General features: G+C 70.8%; 12 protein-coding genes. 6 read left to right on the forward strand and 6 right to left on the reverse strand.

All coding sequences use genetic code 11. The annotated features are described in order from the left end of the window. Positions 1-3: 3 nt before the first annotated feature. Both V8690_RS40625 and V8690_RS40630 read right to left on the reverse strand, forming a co-directional pair. Entirely contained in the window at positions 4-930 is a 927-nt protein-coding gene (locus tag V8690_RS40625; RefSeq protein ID WP_338785011.1) for an ABC transporter permease, read from the reverse strand. Positions 931-943: 13 nt separating this feature from the next. Next, positions 944-2,485 (reverse strand): ABC transporter substrate-binding protein, encoded by a 1,542-nt coding sequence (locus V8690_RS40630; RefSeq protein WP_338785012.1) that lies wholly within the window; start codon positions 2,483-2,485, stop codon positions 944-946. Between the two features lie 217 nt (positions 2,486-2,702). Between V8690_RS40630 and V8690_RS40635 the strand changes: the two genes are divergently transcribed. Further along, on the forward strand, positions 2,703-5,864 hold the full coding sequence (locus V8690_RS40635) for an RICIN domain-containing protein (RefSeq protein WP_338785014.1): 3,162 nt from the start codon (positions 2,703-2,705) through the stop codon (positions 5,862-5,864). A gap of 54 nt (positions 5,865-5,918) precedes the next feature. Here V8690_RS40635 and V8690_RS40640 read toward each other — a convergent pair whose 3' ends face one another. Continuing rightward, the gene (locus V8690_RS40640; RefSeq protein WP_338785015.1) at positions 5,919-7,364 is read right to left on the reverse strand and encodes a glyceraldehyde-3-phosphate dehydrogenase; all 1,446 of its coding nucleotides are present in this window, start codon (positions 7,362-7,364) and stop codon (positions 5,919-5,921) included. A 167-nt stretch (positions 7,365-7,531) separates the two neighbouring features. Between V8690_RS40640 and V8690_RS40645 the strand changes: the two genes are divergently transcribed. After that, the gene (locus V8690_RS40645; RefSeq protein ID WP_338785016.1) at positions 7,532-8,419 is read left to right on the forward strand and encodes a hypothetical protein; all 888 of its coding nucleotides are present in this window, start codon (positions 7,532-7,534) and stop codon (positions 8,417-8,419) included. On the opposite strand, the gene V8690_RS40650 is transcribed toward V8690_RS40645, so the two are convergent. Next, positions 8,416-9,042 (reverse strand): AMP-binding protein, encoded by a 627-nt coding sequence (locus tag V8690_RS40650; protein ID WP_338785017.1) that lies wholly within the window; start codon positions 9,040-9,042, stop codon positions 8,416-8,418. The genes V8690_RS40645 and V8690_RS40650 overlap by 4 nt on opposite strands. Here V8690_RS40650 and V8690_RS40655 point away from each other — a divergent pair. The 4 genes from V8690_RS40655 (at position 9,020) to V8690_RS40670 (ending at position 12,991) form a co-directional block, all read left to right on the forward strand. After that, complete coding sequence (locus tag V8690_RS40655; protein ID WP_338785018.1) at positions 9,020-9,169, forward strand: hypothetical protein; 150 nt, start codon at positions 9,020-9,022, stop codon at positions 9,167-9,169. The two genes, V8690_RS40650 and V8690_RS40655, sit on opposite strands and share 23 nt — an antisense overlap. A 157-nt stretch (positions 9,170-9,326) precedes the next feature. Next, positions 9,327-9,764: a Fur family transcriptional regulator gene (locus tag V8690_RS40660; protein WP_338785019.1), complete on the forward strand. Its 438-nt coding sequence runs from the start codon at positions 9,327-9,329 to the stop codon at positions 9,762-9,764. Between the two features lie 50 nt (positions 9,765-9,814). After that, positions 9,815-12,040: a catalase/peroxidase HPI gene (gene katG, locus V8690_RS40665; RefSeq protein ID WP_338785020.1), complete on the forward strand. Its 2,226-nt coding sequence runs from the start codon at positions 9,815-9,817 to the stop codon at positions 12,038-12,040. Positions 12,041-12,313: 273 nt separating this feature from the next. Then, positions 12,314-12,991, forward strand: a complete 678-nt coding sequence (locus V8690_RS40670) for a carbonic anhydrase (protein WP_338785646.1) — start codon at positions 12,314-12,316, stop codon at positions 12,989-12,991. A 40-nt stretch (positions 12,992-13,031) separates the two neighbouring features. Here the strand turns inward: V8690_RS40670 and V8690_RS40675 are convergent, their stop codons facing one another. Together V8690_RS40675 and V8690_RS40680 are read right to left on the reverse strand one after the other, a co-directional pair. Continuing rightward, entirely contained in the window at positions 13,032-14,429 is a 1,398-nt protein-coding gene (locus tag V8690_RS40675) for a Tat pathway signal sequence domain protein (RefSeq protein WP_338785021.1), read from the reverse strand. 116 nt (positions 14,430-14,545) lie between these two features. Next, positions 14,546-16,264: a VanW family protein gene (locus tag V8690_RS40680; RefSeq protein ID WP_338785022.1), complete on the reverse strand. Its 1,719-nt coding sequence runs from the start codon at positions 16,262-16,264 to the stop codon at positions 14,546-14,548. Positions 16,265-16,276: the final 12 nt, after the last annotated feature.

The raw sequence follows: 16,276 nt of genomic DNA on the forward strand, positions 1-16,276 counted from the left end.
GGCTCATGCCGCCGCCCGCTGCCGTACCCGCGGGTCGAGAAGCGCGTGGCTGAGGTCCACCAGGATGTTGAGGGCGAAGATCGCCAGAGCGGTCAGGAGCACCGCCGCCTGAAGCACCGCGAAGTCGCGCTGGAGCACCGAGTCGATCATGAGCTTGCCGATGCCGGGCCAGCCGAAGATCGTCTCGACGACGACGGCCCCGTTGACCAGCCCCACGGCCAGATCACCCGCGACGGTCAGCGCCGGTGCGGCCGCGTTGCGCAGGGCGTGCCCGAAGACCACCCGGGGCTCGGAGGCGCCCTTGGCGCGCGCCACCTTCACGTACGGCGCGGACAGCGCGGATACCATGGCGCCCCGCACCACTTGGACCAGTACGCCGAACGGGCGGATCAGCAGCGTGGCCACGGGCAGCACCCACGCCGCCGCACCGCTCGTGCCGGAGGTGGGCAGCCAGCCCAGCGTGACCGCGAAGACCAGCACGCCCATGATGGCGATCCAGAAGTCGGGGACGCTGGCCGCCGTGGAGGACAGGAAGCTCGCGATCCGGTCGGTCGCCGAGTTCGGGCGGTAGGCCGCCAGGCTGCCGATGACCACGGCGCCCACGACGGCGAGCAGCATTGTCCAGCCGGCGAGTTGGAGGGTGGCGGGGAAGGCCCGCAGGACGGCCTCGGCGGCCGGCTGGGCGGTGCGCAACGACTCGCCGAAGTCGAGGTGGGCGACCTGGGCGAGATAGTCGCCGAACTGGCTGATCAGCGGGTCGTCCAGACCGTTGCGGGCGGTGAACTCGGCCCGCATCTCCGGCGTCGCGCTCAGCGGCAGATACAGGTTGGCCGGGTCGCCGGTGAGGCGGGCCAGGAAGAACACGCCGAGAACCACCACGAGCAGTGGGACGACGCTGGAGACCGCGCGGCGGCGCAGCAGGGTCAGCACGTGATGTCCTCCCTCAGTCCGCGCGGCGCATGTCGGCGAGCCGCATCTCGTCGTTGGTGGCCGGGTCGGGCCGGTAGCGGACCTTGGGGGAGAGGGCCAGCAGGCCGGTCATGTTGGCCAGGACGGCGTCCCGTACGACCTTGTCGTTCTGGTGGGCGAACGCGTCCGCGAACGCCTGCTGCCGTTTCCCGCCCGAGGCGAGCTCGGCCTGTTCGATGAGCGTGTCGAGCGCGTCGGTGCCGTAGCTGCTCTGGGCGCCCTCGCTGCCGTAGATCTGCCCCATGGTGAACGCGGCGTCCCCCGCCTGGTTCCCGTGTTGCGCCTGGAGCAGGGTGGGGCCGGTGTCGCCGGCGGGGAAGGGGCGCAGCAGGTACTCCAGCCAGGCGTTGACGTCGAGCATCTTGATCCTGACCTTCAACCCGGCCTTGATCAGGCCGTCCTGGACGACCTCCATCGCCTCGGCGGCCTTCGGGTAGATGCCGTTGCGGCCGATGATGGTGAGGGTGGTGTCGGTCCGGACTCCGTCAGCGCGGGCCTCGGCGACGAGTTTCCGGGCGCGTTCCGGGTCGTACGGCCACGGCCGGAGGCGCGGGTTGTGGCCGGTGACGCCCCGCGACACGAGCAGCCCGCTGGGCCGGCCGGCGAAGACCGCTGTGACGAGCCCCTCCCGGTCGATGGCGTAGTTGACGGCCCGCCGGATGCGGATGTCGTCCAGGGGCGGCTTGGTGGCGTCCATCCGCAGGTACGAGACCTCGTTGGTGGCGAACTCGACGGCCCGGTCGCCCGCCCCGTCCTCCGGCGCGAGCCCGATCGCCACATCCGCCTCGTCGTTCGTCACCATCGCCGCGCGCACGCTGCCCTCGGCGCGCCAGACATAGGTGGCCGCGGCGAAGTCGGGGTCCTTGCCCCAGTAGCCGGGGAAGCGCTTGAGCCGCAGATAACGGCCCTGGTTCCACTCGTCGATCCGGTAGGGCCCCGTACCGACCGGTTCGCGCACGCGGGAGTCGGGGTCGGTGCTCGTCGGCACGATCTCGACGAAGGACAGGCGCAGCGGCAGGATCGGGTCGGGCTTCGCCGTGGTGACCCGGAGCGTGCTGTCGTCGACGGGCGTGGCGGTGAGCTCGCTGTCGGCGAAGATGTAGCCGTCGACGTTGCAGTCGATTCCCGAGTCCGTGGCGCGCTTGACGGAGAACGCGGCCGCGGCCGCCGTGAACGGTGAGCCGTCGTGGAAGGTGACGCCCCTGCGGAGGGTGAACGTCCACGAAGTCGCCGAAGCGCGGGTCCACTTGGTGGCGAGGGCGGGTTCCAGGCGTCCGGTGGACGGTTCGCGCTCGGTGAGCGCCTCCGTGATGTTGGCTCGTGTCACCCGGCCCGTCGCGGTCAGTGAGGCGTCACAGGGTTCGAGCGTCGGCGGTTCCTCGGGCAGGACGATGCGCAGGGTGTCCGGGCCACCGCCGATGGGGTCGGCACCGGCCACCGAGCAGCCGGAGGCGGCGAGCAGGACGGCGAGGGAGGCGACGATCGGACGACTGCGGCATAAGCCTGAACCGGTCACTGCGCCTCCGCGTTCACTCACGTACACAACAGAGAACGTCGTTTAGATATGTGGACGATGGGTGGACGGTCATTATTGGGTCGGCGAGGCGGAGCGCGTCAAGGGGTGTGCGCCGGTTCCCAACTCGTCGCACCCCTTGACGCGTTGATTGCCGTCCTAAAACATTCGGGAAGCTCGATTGGTTCTGCGCGGTTCTGTTCATTCTCGAAGGGAATCCATGTCCAGCAGACATCGCCTCGCTCGTGCACTGGCGGTCAGCGTCCCCCTTGCACTCGGCGCGGGACTCCTGGCCGTGCCGCCTGCCGCTGCCGCCGAACCGCCCGGCAGCGCGGTCACGGTACGGATCGACCCGTCCTACCGGCAGCAGGAGTTCGAAGGATGGGGGACGAGCCTCGTCTGGTTCGCCAACATCACCGGCCGCTACCCGGAACCCATCCGGCAGAAGCTCGCCGACATGCTCTTCGGTGAGGACGGCCTCCGCCTCAACCTCGCGCGCTACAACATCGGCGGCGGCAACGCCCCGGACGTCCGCAAGGACTACATGAAGGTCGGCGCGACCATGGACGGCTTCTGGAAGGCCCCCGAGGGCACCACCAGGGAGGACACCGACTGGTGGAACCCCGACAACCCCGACCACTGGGACTGGTCCGCCGACCCGGGCCAGCGCTGGTGGGTGGACCGTGTCAAGAAGAAGGTGACCCGCTGGGAGGCGTTCAGCAACTCCCCGCCCTGGTTCCAGACCGTCAGCGGCTACGTCTCGGGCGGCTTCGACGCCAACACCGACCAGATACGGGCCGACCGCGTCGACGACTTCGCCACCTACCTGGTCAGGGTGACCGAGCAGCTGGAGAAGAAGCACCGCATCAAGTTCGACACCATCGCCCCGCTCAACGAGCCCAACACCAACTACTGGGGCACCCAGATCGGCCCCGACGGGCAGCCCACCGGAGGCCGCCAGGAGGGCGCGCACGCCGGTCCGGAGCTCCAGCAGAAGGTCGTCCTGGCCCTGCACCGCGCACTGGAGAAGTCGAGAACCCGCGCGACGGTCTCCGCGATGGACGAGACCAACCCCAGCACCTTCGTGCGCAACTGGAACGCCTACGACAGCTCCGCCCGCGCCGCCGTCGACCAGCTCAACGTGCACACGTACGGCACCGGCATGCGCACCAGCGCCCGGGACAGCGCCAAGGCCGCGGACAAGCCGTTCTGGATGAGCGAGGTCGAGGGCACCTGGGGGACCGGCACCGACTTCACCGGCATGGAACCGGGCCTCGGCATCGCCACCCGGGTCGTCGAGGACATCCGGCAACTGGAACCGTCCGCCTGGGTGTTGTGGCAGCCCGTCGAGGACTCCATCCCGCAGGCGCAGGCCGGCAAGAACTGGGGCAGCATCCACATCCCGTTCAACTGCACCGCGAAGGACACCCTGGAGACCTGCCCGATCAAGGCCAACACCAAGTTCCACACCCTGCGCAACTTCACCCACCACATCCGGCCCGGCGACCACTTCGTCAAGGCCGACGACCCCTCCAGCGTCGCCGCCGTACGCGGGTCCGGCCGCGGGGCGACCGTCGTACACGTCAACAGCGGTACCACTCCGCGCGCCGTCACCCTGGACCTCTCGCGCTTCAAGCGCGTCACCCCCGGCGCCACCGTCACGCCCGTGGTGACCAGCACCGGCGGAGCGCTCGTGCGCGGCACACCGGTGAAGGTGAAGGACGACTCGGCCACCGTGACCGTCCCGGCGAAGTCGGTCACCACCCTCCTCGTCGACGGCGTGTCCGGCACCGCCGAGGACGCCGCGCTCGTCCAGCCCGGTCACGTCTACCGCCTCCAGGGAGCCCAGAGCGGCAAGTTGCTGGCCCCGTCCGCCGACGGCAACGGCGTCGTCGTCCGTACGGCCGACCCGGCTGCCAAGTCCCAGCTGTGGTCCGTGAAACAGCTGACCCGTGGCGAAGGCAACCGTGAGCGCTACGCCCTCGTGAACGCCGAGACGGGCAGGCGCCTCGCCGTACGCGACAACGAGGCCGTTCTCGAAGACGCCGACACCCCGGCCGCGCAGTGGATCATGTCGACCACCGGGGACGGCACCTGGACCTTCGTCAACGCCGCCACGGGCCGACTGCTCGACGTCGTCGGACAGTCGACGGCCGACGGCGCCCGCGTGTCGGCCTTCCTCCCCACCTCCAACGCGAACCAGCGCTGGGCCGTGACCGACGAGACGGTGCTGCGTACCCAGCCCGCCGAGGCGTTCACCGTCCCCGGCCGCGCGCCCGAACTGCCCGGCACCGTGACGCCCGTCTTCCGGGACGGCGCCCGGGGCGCTCTCCCCGTGCGGTGGACGCTGCCCTCCGAGGCACGCTGGAGCAAGCCCGGAACCGTACGGGTGAAGGGCAGGGCGACCGACGCCCTCGGACGGACCGTCCGCGCCGAGGCGGTCGTCACCGTGGACACCATCGCCTCCACCCTCCCGGCCCGCGCCAAGACCTACACCGGCGGACGGCCCGGCCTGCCCGCCACCGTCACCGGCGTCGGACGGCACGGCGGAACCGCCGGACTCCCGGTCACCTGGGACCCCGCACCCGACGGCGCGTTCGACAAGGCCGGAGTGGTGACCCTGCGCGGCACCGCCCACGTCCCCGGCGGTACCGGGGCGGCGGCAACGGTACGCGTCCAGGTCACCGCACCCGGGGAGAAGAACGCCGCGCCCGACGAGGGCGTGACGGTCGGCGCGACCTACACCGAGAGCGGCTACTCCGCAGAGGGTCTGCGCAACGGCAACACGTCCGAGAAGGCCTGGTCGAACTGGAGGTCCGGCACCAAGAACCCCTCCGACACCATCACCTTCACCCTGCCCGAGGCGCGCGATCTGACCCGGGTGGTGACCCACTTCCACCGCGACGGCACCAACGTCAGCTTCGCGGAGTCCCTCAAGGTGCAGGTGCGCGGGGCCGACGGCACCTGGACCGACGCGAGCGACACCGTGCCCGTCGGCACCGAGGGCACACCCGTCGCCGACGTCCCGCTGCGCGCCTCCGGCCCGGTGACCGGGGTGCGTGTGGTCATGACGGCCCGGCCGGGCGGCTACATCACCCTCGGGGAGATCGAGCTCTTCGCCAGGACAGCCGGCGCCTCCTCGGACGCCGCCGCCGCGTCGATCGAGGTCGACGGCGTGGCGATCGGCGGCTTCGACCCGGACCGGACCGGCTACCGGGTGACGACCGACCGCCCGGACCGGGCGAAGGTCACCGCCACGCCGCGCGACCCGTACGCGAGCGTGACGGTCCGCGAGGAGACATCACGCGTGGCCGTCGTGACCGTGAGCAGCGAGGACGGCTCGCAGACACGGCAATACCGGATCGAGCTGACCCGCTCCTGACGCATGGGAACGCGGGGCGTGCCAGCCGGACACGTCCCGCGTCGTCCCCAGGGCTCAGACCGCCGGAGCCGGGTACGTCGGGTACTCCACCCCGGACACGTGCTGCACGACACGGATGACCTGGCAGGAGTAGCCGAACTCGTTGTCGTACCAGAGGTAGAGGATGGCGTTGTCGCCCTCGACCTTGGTGGCGCCGGCATCGACGATCGAGGCGTGGCGCGAGCCGATGAAGTCGCTGGAGACCGCGTCGGGGGCGCTGATGAAGTCGATCTGGCGCTTCAGCGGCGAGGTCAGGGACACCTCGCGCAGGTAGTCGAGAACCTCCTGGCGGGTGGTTTCCCGCGCGAGCTGGAGGTTGAGGATCGCGATGGAGACGTCCGGCACGGGGACCCGGATGGAGCTGCCGGTGATCTTCGCCTTGAGCTCGGGCAGCGCCTTGGCGACGGCGGAGGCGGCACCCGTCTCGGTGATGACCATGTTGAGCGGCGCGCTGCGGCCCCGGCGCTCGGACTTGTGGTAGTTGTCCAGCAGGTTCTGGTCGTTGGTGAACGAGTGGACGGTTTCCACGTGGCCGCGCTGGACCCCGAACTCGTCGTCCATCGCCTTCAGCGGCGGCACGATCGCGTTCGTCGTGCAGGACGCGCAGGACAGGATCCGCTCGTCCGGCTTGATCGTGTCGTGGTTGACGCCGTGCACGATGTTCGGGACGTCGCCCTTGCCGGGCGCGGTCAGCACGACCTTGTCGATGCCCGGGCGCAGGTGCGTGGACAGGCCCTCGCGGTCGCGCCACTTGCCGGTGTTGTCGATGAGGATGGCGTCCTTGATGCCGTACGCCGTGTAGTCGACCTCGGACGGGTCGTTGGCGTAGATCACCTTGATCGCGTTGCCGTTGGCGACGATCGTGCTGGTCGCCTCGTCGACGGTGATCGTGCCCTGGAACTGGCCGTGGATGGAGTCGCGGCGCAGCAGCGAGGCGCGCTTGACGATGTCCTGCTCGCCTCCGCCGCGCACGACGATGGCCCGCAGGCGCAGACCGTTGCCCGAGCCGGCCTTCTCGATGAGCAGCCGGGCCACGAGCCGGCCGATGCGGCCGAACCCGTAGAGGACGACGTCGCGCCCCTCGCGGCGCTCGATCTTGTTGGCTCCGGTGGCACCGGCGACGGCCTCGGCGGTGAACTCCTCGACCGACAGTCCGCGGTCGTCCTCGCGGTACGTCGCTGCGAGCATGCCGATGTCGATCTGGGACGGCCCGAGGTCGAGCTCGGCCAGGGTCTTCAGGAACGGCAGCGTCTCGGTGACCGAGAGCTCCGCACCGGCGATCTGCCGGGCGAACCGGTGGGTCTTGAGGATGCTGACCACCGACTTGTTCACCAGAGAGCGGCTGTGCAGCAGGACCGTCACGTCCCGCTCCCGGTGCAGCTTCCCGATGATCGGGATCATCGACTCCGCGATCTCCTCGCGGTTCTTCCAGTTGGTGAACGAGTCGTCGTTGACAGTCACAGATCCATCTTTCGAGCTAGGCGGCGCTCATATGTTAAACCGTCGATTTCTGGATCATGAACGGGGTGCCTCCCGGAGCCATCCGCCGCCAAAAGCCCAGTTCCGCGAGCCCGTCACCGGATCGCCTGGGATGATCGGAACAGAGCCCCCACGCGAAAGGGACGCTCATGGACTTCGACGCTGTGGCCGACGAGTTGTACGCCCTGCGGCCGGAGGAGTTCACCGCCGCCCGCTCATCGGCCGTGGCCGCCGCCCGCACGGCCGGCGACCGGGAACTCGCCGAGCGGATCGGCGCGTTGCGCAAACCCAGCCTCGCCGCCTGGGCCAGCAATCTCCTGGTCCGCAGCCGGCCCGGCGATGTCGAACCCCTGCTCCGCCTGGGCGAAGGTTTGCGGCACGCCCACCGCGCCCTGGACCGCACACAACTGCGCGAACTGAACCGGCAGCAGCACGCGCTGATCCGCGCCCTGTCCGCTCAGGTCCGGCAGCTCGCCGCGGAGGCCGGCCATCCGATCGGCGAAGGCGTGCAGCGCGAGGTCGAGACCACCCTGCACGCCGTCCTGGCCGACCCCGAGGCCGCCCAGGCATGGGCGAGCGGCCGGCTGACCAAGCCGCTCAGTGCCGCCGTCGGCTTCCCGGCCGTCGCCGAGAGCGTCGTCACGGAGAGCGCCGGGACACAGCGCCGCCCCTCCGCCGCGACGGCCCCCTCCCGGCCGGACCGCAAGGCCGACGAGCAACGGCGGCGACGGCTGGCCCAGGCCCGGCGGGACGCCGAGGCCGCCGACCGTGAGCTGCGGGCGCTGAAGGACGAGGCGGCGGCCGCCGGCCGGGCCGCACAGGAGGCGACACAGCAGGTGGACCGCCTCCAGCGGCGCGTCGGGGAACTCACCGAGGAACTGGCCCGAGCCAGGGAGGAGCACCAACAGGCCCGCTTCGCCGAGCGGTCGGCCCGGGAACGGGCACGCACGGCCGATCGCCGCGTCCGCGAAGCCGATCGCAACGCCGCGACGGCCGCCGCCCAGCTCGAACGCCTGACCTCATCGGACGGTCGTTAGGCGGGCCGGTGCTCCTTGGGCGGGCCGGTTCCCGTGGTGATGTACTCCAGCCGTTCGTCCGGGTACGCCAGGTCCAGCGGTACGTACGCGCCGCCCGCTGCGACGATCGCGGCCAGGGTCACGACCTGCTCGACGGACCGCTGGACGGCGACGGCGACTCGCCGGCCGGGGCCGACACCGACCGCGCGCAAAGCGGGCGGGCCGGTTCTCAGTCGGGCACCTGGACCGCACCGGACCGCACGCGGATGCGGTCCCCGGGTGCCGGCGAGGTCGGGGCGGGCGGCACGTCGGCCCGGGTGAGCGCGGACGCGTGGCCGGAACCGCGCACGGTGCACACCGCCGCCGACGTACGGCTCGCGGACCGCCTCATCAGCTGGTGCGAACACGAACACGACCTGCCCACCGGCTCCACGGCCCTCGTCCCGCTGCTGGAGGCGGCCCGCGCCCTTCACGACGCCTACGACATCGCCGCCGCGGCCCTCCGCGTCGCACACGGCGGCGCCCTCACCGCACCCGGCGGCGACGTGGAACGCGCCGTCGGCTACCGCTGGAGCCCGCAGGGCACCGAGACCTTGGCGCTGCGTTCCCGCGTGCTGCCCGGTGACCGGACTGTGGACGGACATCGCCGCCCCGACGGGCCTGCGCACCTTCGCCGAGCAGAACCGCGCCCTCACCTTCGAGGGCCGGATGGTCGACGAGGCCATGGCCGAAACGGCACGGGCGGTGCTGGCGCGACACGGCCGCGGCTGACACCATCCCGCCACCGCGCCGAAGCACGATCATCGGTGTTGTGACGGAGCTCACGGTGTCCCAAAAGGCCGCCACACCAAGCCGCACCCGCGCGACACGAAAATTGAACCATTCGTTTTCTTGAATCGCTCGTGTTAGTGCGGATAGGTTGTCCGCCATGACCGCATCCCGGAACCCGACCACCGCCGAGGAGCTGCGCGGTGCCGGCCTGAGAGTGACGGCCGCCCGTGTCGCACTGCTCGAGGCCGTGCGGGACGGTGACCACCTCGGCGCCGAGGCGATCGCCGCCGAGGTACGCGGCCGCGTCGGCCACATCTCCGTCCAAGCCGTGTACGAGGGGCTCCACGCACTCACCGCGGCCGGACTCGTGCGCCGCCTCGAACCGCCCGGCAGCCCGGCCCTCTACGAGGGACGGGTCGGCGACAACCACCACCACCTCGTGTGCCGGTCCTGCGGGGCCGTCGCCGATGTCGACTGCGCGGTCGGCCACGCCCCCTGCCTGACCGCGTCCGACGACCGCGGCTTCGCCGTCGACGAGGCCGAGGTCATCTACTGGGGCCTGTGCCCCGACTGTTCCACCGCCCGCAGTTCCTGAGCACGTGATCCACCCGAGCACCGCGATCCACCCCGTCCGGAAGGATTTCCATGACTGAGAACCACGACGCGATCGTCACCGACCCGAAGCAGGAGGAGACGAGCGGCGGCTGCCCCGTGGCGCACGGCCGCGCCCTGCACCCCACCCAGGGTGGCGGCAACCGTCAGTGGTGGCCGGAGCGCCTCAACCTGAAGATCCTTGCCAAGAACCCCGAGGTGGCCAACCCCCTCGGTGAGGAGTTCGACTACGCCGAGGCGTTCAAGGCTCTCGACCTCGCGGCCGTGAAACGCGACATCGCCGAGGTGCTCGCCACCTCGCAGGACTGGTGGCCGGCCGACTTCGGCCACTACGGCCCCCTGATGATCCGTATGGCCTGGCACAGCGCGGGCACCTACCGCATCAGCGACGGCCGCGGCGGCGCCGGCGCCGGCCAGCAGCGCTTCGCCCCGCTCAACAGCTGGCCGGACAACGGCAACCTCGACAAGGCCCGCCGTCTGCTGTGGCCGGTCAAGAAGAAGTACGGCCAGAGCATCTCCTGGGCCGACCTCATGATCCTCACCGGCAACGTCGCCCTGGAACAGATGGGCTTCGAGACCTTCGGCTTCGCCGGCGGCCGCGAGGACGTCTGGGAGCCCGAGGAGGACGTGTACTGGGGCCCCGAGACCAACTGGCTCGACGACAAGCGCTACACCGGCGACCGCGAGCTGGAGAACCCGCTCGGCGCGGTCCAGATGGGCCTCATCTACGTCAACCCCGAGGGCCCGAACGGCAACCCGGACCCGCTCGCCGCGGCCCGCGACATCCGTGAGACGTTCCGCCGCATGGCGATGAACGACGAGGAGACCGTCGCCCTCATCGCCGGTGGCCACACCTTCGGCAAGACCCACGGCGCGGGCCCGGCCGACCACGTCGGCGCCGACCCCGAGGCCGCCTCCATGGAGGAGCAGGGTCTCGGCTGGCGCAGCACCTACGGCACGGGCAAGGGCGGCGACGCCATCACCTCCGGCCTCGAGGTCACCTGGACCAGCACGCCCACCCAGTGGAGCAACGGGTTCTTCAAGAACCTCTTCGAGTTCGAGTACGAGCTCGAGCAGAGCCCGGCCGGCGCCCACCAGTGGGTCGCGAAGGACGCCCCGGAGATCGTCCCGGACGCGCACGACTCCTCGAAGAAGCACCGCCCGAAGATGCTCACCACCGACCTGGCGCTGCGCTTCGACCCGATCTACGAGCCGATCTCCCGCCGGTTCTACGAGAACCCGGACCTGTTCGCGGACGCCTTCGCCCGCGCCTGGTTCAAGCTGACCCACCGTGACATGGGCCCGAAGTCGCTGTACCTCGGCCCGGAGGTCCCGGAGGAGACCCTGCTGTGGCAGGACCCGCTGCCCGAGGCCGAGGGCGAGCCCATCGACGCCGGGGACATCGCGACCCTCAAGACCAAGCTCCTCGAGTCGGGTCTGTCGGTCTCGCAGCTGGTGTCCACCGCCTGGGCCTCGGCGTCCACGTTCCGCGGCAGCGACAAGCGCGGCGGTGCCAACGGCGCCCGCATCCGCCTGGAGCCGCAGCGTGGCTGGGAGGTCAACGAGCCCGACGAGCTGGCCCAGGTCCTGCGGGTCCTGGAAGGCATCCAGCAGGAGTTCAACTCCGGCTCCGGTGCCAAGAAGGTCTCCCTGGCCGACCTGATCGTCCTCGGGGGCTCCGCCGCCGTCGAGAAGGCCGCCAAGGAAGCCGGCTTCCAGGTGGAGGTCCCCTTCGCCGCGGGCCGTGTGGACGCGACGGAGGAGCACACCGACGTCGAGTCCTTCGAGGCGCTCGAGCCGACCGCCGACGGGTTCCGCAACTACCTCGGCAAGGGCAACCGCCTGCCGGCCGAGTACCTGCTGCTCGACAAGGCGAACCTGCTCACCCTGAGCGCCCCCGAGATGACCGTCCTGGTCGGCGGCCTGCGCGTCCTCGGCGCCAACCACCAGCAGTCCCAGCTCGGCGTGCTCACGAAGACGCCCGGCTCGCTGACCAACGACTTCTTCGTCAATCTGCTCGACCTGGGCACGACGTGGAAGGCGACCTCGGAGGACCAGACCACGTTCGAGGGCCGCGACGCCGCCACCGGCGAGGTCAAGTGGGCCGGCAGCCGCGCCGACCTGGTCTTCGGCTCGAACTCCGAGCTGCGGGCGCTCGCCGAGGTCTACGCGAGCGACGACGCGAAGGAGAAGTTCGTGAACGACTTCGTCGCGGCGTGGGTCAAGGTCATGAACCTGGACCGGTTCGACCTGGTCTGATCGCACCCGCCTGACAGGACGCCCCGGGCCGGCCCGGGGCGTCCTGCGTCTTTTCTGAGGGATCGTCAAAAACCATTCAAGGTAAGAACATCACTTACCCAACTCTCACCATGAAACGGCAAGGAGCGAGATCGGCCCCGAATCCGGGCGTACGTTCTGGTCGTGAACTCATCTGCCACCGCCCACAGAGGCGCCGGCCCTGAACCGCACCCCTTCGCCGGTCCACGGCCGACCACAGGCGGCACCGTCCGCCGCACTCTGCTGCGCACCGCGCTGACCGGTGCCGCGGCCCTCGGCGCGGGCCTCGCAGCCGCCCGCCCGGCCACCGCCGCCACGAGCGCCCCCGCCCCCGCCGCCGGCACCCGGCCCAGTACCCCGCAGGAAGCCCTCGCGGAACTGGCCGCGGGCAACCGCCGCTGGCGAGCCTTCCGCGAACGCCACCCGCACGAAACCCCCGCGATCCGGCGGACGCTGACCACCGCCCAGCACCCCTTCGCCGTCGTGCTCGGATGCATCGACTCGCGCGTGCCCCCGGAGCTGGTCTTCGACCAGGGTCTGGGCGACCTGATGACCGTACGCACCGCCGGCGAGGTACTGGACGAGGCCGTCCTCGGCAGCGTCGCCTACGGCGTCCTGGAACTGGGCATACCGCTGGTCGTGGTGCTCGGACACCAGTCGTGCGGCGCGGTGCGGGCCGCGGTCGAGGCGGAGCGGTCCGGCGGGCGCCTGCCCGCCCACATCCAGTATCTGGCCGACCAGATATGCCCGGCCATCGACCACAGCACGGAAGGGGACGCGCGGATCGACGCCACCGTCGACGCCAACGTCCGCCTCGTCCGCTCCCGGCTGGCCGCGGAGCCCGACCTCGCCGCCAAGATCAGCACCGGTCGGCTGGCGATCGTCGGCGCCCGCTACGAACTGACCAACCAGGCGGTCCACCACGTCAGTTGAGGCCCGGCCCGGCTACGCCACAGCGGGCCGGGCCGACCTGTCACGCCCGCAGCGGATTGCAGCGCGCCGCCGCCATCACGTACCAGGCCGTCGCCCCCGTGTGCCGGTACGGATAGTAGCCGAAGCCGAACCCGGTGTCCAGCGGACTGCTCGCGGACACCACCCCCGCCCGCTCCGGCAGCGCCCTGCCGCCGACGGTCTGACCGCCGCCCAGCAGGTCCTGGGCCTGCTCGATCGAGGCGATCAGCCGCCGGGCACGCGCCTCGTCACCACGCTTCCCGCGCTCCCGCAGAGCCAGCGCGAGATGAGCCGTCCCCTCGAACCACACACCGTTGCGGTCGGGCTTGGGCTGACCCTGTGCGATCGGCGCGTCCTCGTTCGCCACGCGGCTCGCGGAACTGAAGGTGACGCCTTCGTACGACTGCCCCGCGGGCACCGTGCTGTTCCTGCGGCCCGCGTGATCCACGACGGCCAGCTCCGCGACGGCCCAGTCCAGCGAACGGGCGTACCCACCCGTGCGGGAGCCGAGCGCCAGATGGGTCCAGGTCTGGGTGTCCTCCGGAACCGGGGACTTGTTGACGGTCACCCCGTCGTTGGTGCCGGTGTAGAAGAAGCCCCCGGCCGGCTTCCACATCCCGCGTACGAAGGCCTCGGCCCGCGCCCGCCGCTCAAGCCACACCCGGTCGCCGGTCAGCCGGGCGAGCCGGCCGAAGAGACACACCAGGTCGGTGTTGTGCTCGGTCGACGTGAACGGCAGCTTCTGATTCGCCCCGTCGACGCCGAACTTGTAGCCGCCGAGCGGTTCGTCGGTACGGCCCGTCCGCTCGATCCACTCGCCGATCCGCACGGCACCGGTGAGGAAACGACGCGCCCGGGTACGGCGGGCGAGGGCGCTCAGCGCGATGCCCGCCCAGGCCATGTCGCCCACCGCCGTGCCGGTGAAGCCGAACTGCGTACCGACGTTGGCGGTGCCGTCCGCCCGTACGAAGCCGTCGGGCTGCGGCGAGCCGTCGTAGAAGGTGTACGGCCCGACGTTGTAGGCCTGCCGGAGCCTGCCGTCGTCGTACGCCGGGTCGTGGAGCTGGGCGTAGAGCAGGGCGTCGCCCAAGTCCCTTGCCCTGGCCAGGCTTTCCTGCCTCCGGGCCGCGAGGTGGGCCAGTACCGCCAGGGCGTTGTCGTAGGTGAACGCGGTGCTGAACAGGCCGGCCTGGTCGGTGTAGCTCTGGGTCAGGCGGACACTGCCGTGGTCGGGGTAGGCGTCCATGGCGGCGGCGAGAAAGGCGTGCCCTTGGGCCGGGGCCGATGCGGGACGCGCGGCGGAGGAACCGGCTGCCAGGGCCTGCCCCGAGCCGACGGCGGTGAGCCCCGCAGCACTGATGCCGATTCCGGCACCGATGAGCGAACGCCGGCTGAGTGCCGGGCCTGGTCTGCCAGTCATGAATCTCCCTTGAGAGCGCTCTCACTCAGTGCGCGCTCATTGTGCTGGCGCTCCGGGAGCGGGTCAACGCCCTGTTCGAAAAGGAGATTTGCGCAGGAAGGCGAACGGCGAGTGGATCACTCACACACGATCTCGTCACGCGGCGTGTAGTGCGTCCGGAACGGCTCGCGCTTCACCTCCCGGCCGTCGCTGTAGAAGACGCGCTCCACCGTGACGTCGAACCCTTGGAGCGGCGTCTGCGGCACGCACTCCTTGTCGTCGCTCACCTTCTTCTCGGGCTTCTTCACCTCGGTGCGCGGGCCCTTGACCGACTTGATCTCGTCGTACTTCCTGGTGCCGAGGAAGGAGACGGTCACGGACGTGTCCGTGGACTCGGCCTGGATGTAGATCGCCTTGCCGGAGTCGTTGGTGAACCTCAGGTCCAGGCTGCCCCAGGCGACCGTCGCCTCGCGGCCCTCCGGGTATCGCTCGATGTAGAAGGAGTGCGCGCCGTGCTCCACGGGCTTGACCCCGGCGAAGAACAGCGCGTTGTACACGGTCGTCGCCACGGCCGAGACACCGCCGCCCGACGCCTTCGTGAACCGGTCGTTGAGGATGATGACGCCCTCGACGAAGCCGTTGGCCTCGGTGCGCTCGCCGACGGTCCGGTTGAAGCTCCACGTCTCGTCCGGCCTGACGAGGGAGCCGTTGATGAGTTCCACGGCCCGGCCGACGTTCTTCGTGCGGTACTCCGCCGGTTCGAAGTGGACGGTGAAGGAGGACATCGTCTCCGTCAGCCCCAGCTCCGCGGCGTTCGCGCGGGTGACCTCGGGCTGGATCCTGTCCACGGCCACCTCGCCGCTGCGGGCAGCGCCCGACCTGGTGAGCAGCGGCAGCACCGCCTTGCCCAGCGCCTTGTCGGTGACCTTCTGGCCCACCCTGGCGTCCTCGGCGATCACGGCCCTGTCGCCGTCCGGCCGCAGCCTGGCGTTCTCGGCGGTGGTGGTGACGTCGTCCAGGGGACCGGCCACGGCGGGATCATCGCGCAGGCCCTTGGCGTCCAGCTCCGGTCTCAGTCTTCCGCTGCCGTCCGGCCGCATCGCCAGGTGCTCGCCCAGCACAAACTGCCCGACCGTGAACCGCTTGCCGGCCGCGGTGAGCGTGACGGGCGCCGACATGGCCGGCTCGGCGAACGTGCGCACTGCCCGCCGTACCTCGTCGGCCGTGACCTTCGGACGGGTCTCGCGGGCGGGCAGCGGCGTGACCGAGCGGGTGTCGCCGCGTAGGAAGGAGGAGCGCAGCAAACCCACGGCGTCTTCCACGTCCAGCGCGTACCCCGTGCGCGGCACGACCTCCTCGACCCGCCCGTCCTCGAAGGCGACGGCACCGTCCCGGACCTTCTGGTCGAGCCCCTTCGCCAGCCGGCCGAGGGCTGCCCGGGCCTTGTCCTCGTCGAGGCGTACGACCGGCTCGATCTCACCGCCCGAGCGGAAGAACCCGCCGATCACGCTGAACGGATCGGCGCCGATGCGCGCCGCCCGGTCGACAGTCTCCCCGACGTCGAAGGAGAGACCGGCACGCCGCGGATCGACCCTGCCCGTACGGTCACCGACCTTCACGGACAGCTCCCGCGCCCCGGCCGCCCCCAGCCGCCGCTCCAGCTTCCGCACCGCCTCCGCACGGCTCAGGCCCCCGATCTCCACCCCGCGCACCGTCGTACCGGAGTCGATCTCCCCGCCCGTCAGCATCAGCCCGGCGAGATACAGACCGCCGACGCCCACGGCCAGCGCGCCACCGGCCAGGGCCATGGGCGGAAGGGACGTGAGGCGCGGAACGGAGGTTATTCGGGGGCGCATGGGTCTCCTGGA

This window comes from Streptomyces sp. DG1A-41 (assembly GCF_037055355.1).
Lineage (GTDB): Bacteria > Actinomycetota > Actinomycetes > Streptomycetales > Streptomycetaceae > Streptomyces.

Excerpts from the sequence above, each read along its gene's own strand:
- V8690_RS40635 (WP_338785014.1), top strand. The coding sequence starts at position 2,703 with ATGTCCAGCAGACATCGCCTCGCTCGTGCACTGGCGGTCAGCGTCCCC.
- V8690_RS40675 (WP_338785021.1), bottom strand. The coding sequence starts at position 14,429 with ATGACTGGCAGACCAGGCCCGGCACTCAGCCGGCGTTCGCTCATCGGT.
- V8690_RS40645 (WP_338785016.1), top strand. The coding sequence starts at position 7,532 with ATGGACTTCGACGCTGTGGCCGACGAGTTGTACGCCCTGCGGCCGGAG.
- katG (WP_338785020.1), top strand. The coding sequence starts at position 9,815 with ATGACTGAGAACCACGACGCGATCGTCACCGACCCGAAGCAGGAGGAG.
- V8690_RS40650 (WP_338785017.1), bottom strand. The coding sequence starts at position 9,042 with ATGTCCGTCCACAGTCCGGTCACCGGGCAGCACGCGGGAACGCAGCGC.
- V8690_RS40680 (WP_338785022.1), bottom strand. The coding sequence starts at position 16,264 with ATGCGCCCCCGAATAACCTCCGTTCCGCGCCTCACGTCCCTTCCGCCC.
- V8690_RS40660 (WP_338785019.1), top strand. The coding sequence starts at position 9,327 with ATGACCGCATCCCGGAACCCGACCACCGCCGAGGAGCTGCGCGGTGCC.